The organism is Pseudanabaena sp. 'Roaring Creek' (assembly GCF_001402795.1).
Classification (GTDB): Bacteria; Cyanobacteriota; Cyanobacteriia; order Pseudanabaenales; family Pseudanabaenaceae; genus Pseudanabaena.
In genome coordinates this window covers 1-2617 of record NZ_LIRE01000539.1, presented here as the reverse complement: position 1 = coordinate 2617, position 2617 = coordinate 1, and the positions used below count along the sequence as shown (strand labels likewise).

2 protein-coding genes and 1 pseudogene are annotated in these 2617 nt (G+C 43.8%); 2 read left to right on the top strand and 1 reads right to left on the bottom strand.

Translation table 11 applies throughout. The features are described from left to right. Nucleotides 1-138: 138 nt before the first annotated feature. Together AC805_RS16105 and AC805_RS16100 are read left to right on the top strand one after the other, a co-directional pair. Entirely contained in the window at nt 139-1818 is a 1680-nt protein-coding gene (locus AC805_RS16105) for a class I SAM-dependent DNA methyltransferase (RefSeq protein WP_055076363.1), read from the top strand. Between the two features lie 146 nt (nt 1819-1964). Beyond that, nucleotides 1965-2483, top strand: coding sequence for a hypothetical protein (locus AC805_RS16100; protein ID WP_055076362.1), 519 nt, complete (start codon nt 1965-1967; stop codon nt 2481-2483). Here AC805_RS16100 and AC805_RS27410 read toward each other — a convergent pair. Beyond that, nucleotides 2470-2617: pseudogene (locus tag AC805_RS27410) on the bottom strand (ISNCY family transposase); the annotation flags it as partial. The gene AC805_RS16100 and the pseudogene AC805_RS27410 sit on opposite strands and share 14 nt — an antisense overlap.

Sequence of the window (2617 nt, the reverse complement as noted above, 5' to 3'; positions counted from 1 at the left end):
CTGAGCGAAGTCGAAGCTGTAGTTTTTATTTAAATTATCTATACGATCAATTACTTAAACGGCTTTTCGCCAAATATGTTGGAAGTGATTGATAAGTTTAGTTTGCGAACGACGATCAATACTTAGGACTCGAAAGGCTTGTTATTTCTCCTGATTAAGAAATTTTCTGAGGTGGATCTTAGTCCCGATCGCATTGACAATCACATGATGGGGACGTTGTTTGAGGATTTGATTCGCCGCTTTAATGAGCAGATGAATGAGAATCCAGGGGAACACTTTACGCCGCGTGAGGTAATCAGGCTGATGGTGCGGATGATGCTGCGGGGTGATGAAGTTGCGCTGAAACAGCAAGGCGTGGTGAGGACGATCTATGACTGTGCTTGCGGATCGGGTGGGATGCTGTCGATCGCCAAGGAACACATAATCAAAAATATTAACCCTAGTGCGGATATTCGACTGTTTGGGCAAGAGGTTAATGATGAAACCTTTGCGGTGTGTAAGTCGGATTTGCTGATTAAGGGTGATGATCGGGATGCTGATAACATTATGCCGAATAGTTCCTTTTCGGCTGATGGTCATAAGGATAAACGATTTGACTATATGTTGGTGAATCCACCCTATGGGAAAGATTGGAATAAGGATGAGGGTCAAGTTAAGAAGGAAACGGGTAAGGGTCAGAGGTTTGAGGCAGGGACACCACGCAAAAACGACGGACAGTTATTATTTTTGCAACATTTGATCTCGAAGATGAAGCCTGTGAATGAGTGCGGTAGTCGGATTGCGATCGTGTTAAATGGATCGCCTTTGTTTACGGGGGATGCTGGCAGTGGTGAGAGTGAGATTCGGCGTTGGATATTGGAAAATGATTGGCTAGAAACGATTGTGGCGCTACCTAGTCAAATGTTTTTTAATACGGGCATTACGACTTATATCTGGATCTTGAGCAATCGTAAGCCTGCTCACCGTCAGTATAAGGTGCTGTTGGTGAATGGTGCTGCTACCTATAAGGTGAAGGAACGGGGTAAGGAGAAGGATATTGAGGTGTTTGCTCAGAAGATGCGAAAGAGTCTAGGGGATAAGCGCAATGAGCTTTCTGAGGGGCATATTCAGCAATTGGACGATCTTGCCTTTGAGTTTAAAGAGGGTGAGTTTACCAAGATTTTTGACTCAATTGATTTTGGTTATCGCAAGATTACGATTGAGCGTCCTTTGCGGTTAAATTTCCAAGTTAGTCCAGAACGCTTAGGGAGATTGGAGGCGCAAACTGCGTTTATGAATTTGGCAACCAGTAAGAAAAAGTCTGAAGCGGCAGACGCGGAAATTGAGGCGGGTAAGGCGTTACAGGCTTCGATCTTGGAGGTTTTGAGGCGATTGGATTCTAAACTATATAAAGACCGTAAGCAATTTGAGAAGGTGTTAGAGGCGGCTTTGAGTAAGGCGAAGTTGAAGCTGTCAGCAGCAGTGAAGAAGGCGATTTTGGCGGCTCTATCGGAAAAGGATGAGACTGCGGAAATTTGTGTGGATGATAAGGGTAATCCTGAAGCTGATGGCGATCTGCGCGATTTTGAGACTGTGCCTTTAAAGGAGGATATTTATACTTATTTCCAGCGTGAGGTGCTGCCCCATGTAACCGATGCTTGGATTAATGAGACAGTGCGGGATGAGAAGGATGGTGAGGTTGGTAAGGTGGGTTATGAGATTAATTTCAATCGCCATTTTTATGAGTATCAGCCTTTGCGCCCAAGGGCGGAGATTGCACCGGAGATTAAGGCGTTACAATTGAGGTTGTTGGCTGTATTTCAGGACATGGGACATTAGGAGAGATCCCCCCCAGCCCCCCTTGAGAAAGGGGGGAGAATTAATTAAATTATCTTCTTCCCCCTTTGTAAGGGGGATTGAGGGGGATAAAATATTACATTTTTAAGTTGTTTGGTTGATGAGTTACGATCGCTGTGGATAGAAACATGACTAAAAATAAAATTCTTAAAGAGGATTGCTCCTATTCTTTTCGTTCTTATTTTGAGCTAACCCATGAAACTGATGAAATTTTGGCGGAGTTTGATTATGCTTTTGCGAATGCACATTTGGATTTACCCCGATCGCCTAGACAATCGGAACATTTAGGGGTAATTCGGCAGTTGATTGAGGATGTGTTGCCTTTGGTGCGCTTGTCAACGGAGACGGCGAAGCGGGAGATTTTGGTTGCGCCTGTGCTGATGGAGGTGACTCGGTTTTGTCATTGTCAGTTACGCATTGAGTATAACTTGGAGGTAAATAATTGGCTGAAGGGAACGCTAGATTATTTATTGCGAAGTCAGAATAGTTTGATTGTGATTGAGGCAAAAAGGGATGATCTGGTGAGAGGGTTTACGCAGTTAGCAGTTGAGATGATTGCTTTGTCTGAGTCTGAGGATATGGATGTGTTGTATGGTGTGGTGACGATGGGGCAGCAATTCTCATTATGGAAATTTAACTACTGTTAGGTGGGAGATCTAGGTCTAAGCCAAGAATCATAAAAGTCAGAAGATGATCCCAACTATCAAAAACAAGATACCGAGTTAAGGCTCGTAAATCATTAAAAAAGGTTTTGCGGGTAGGCAAATGAGAGGGCAATAGT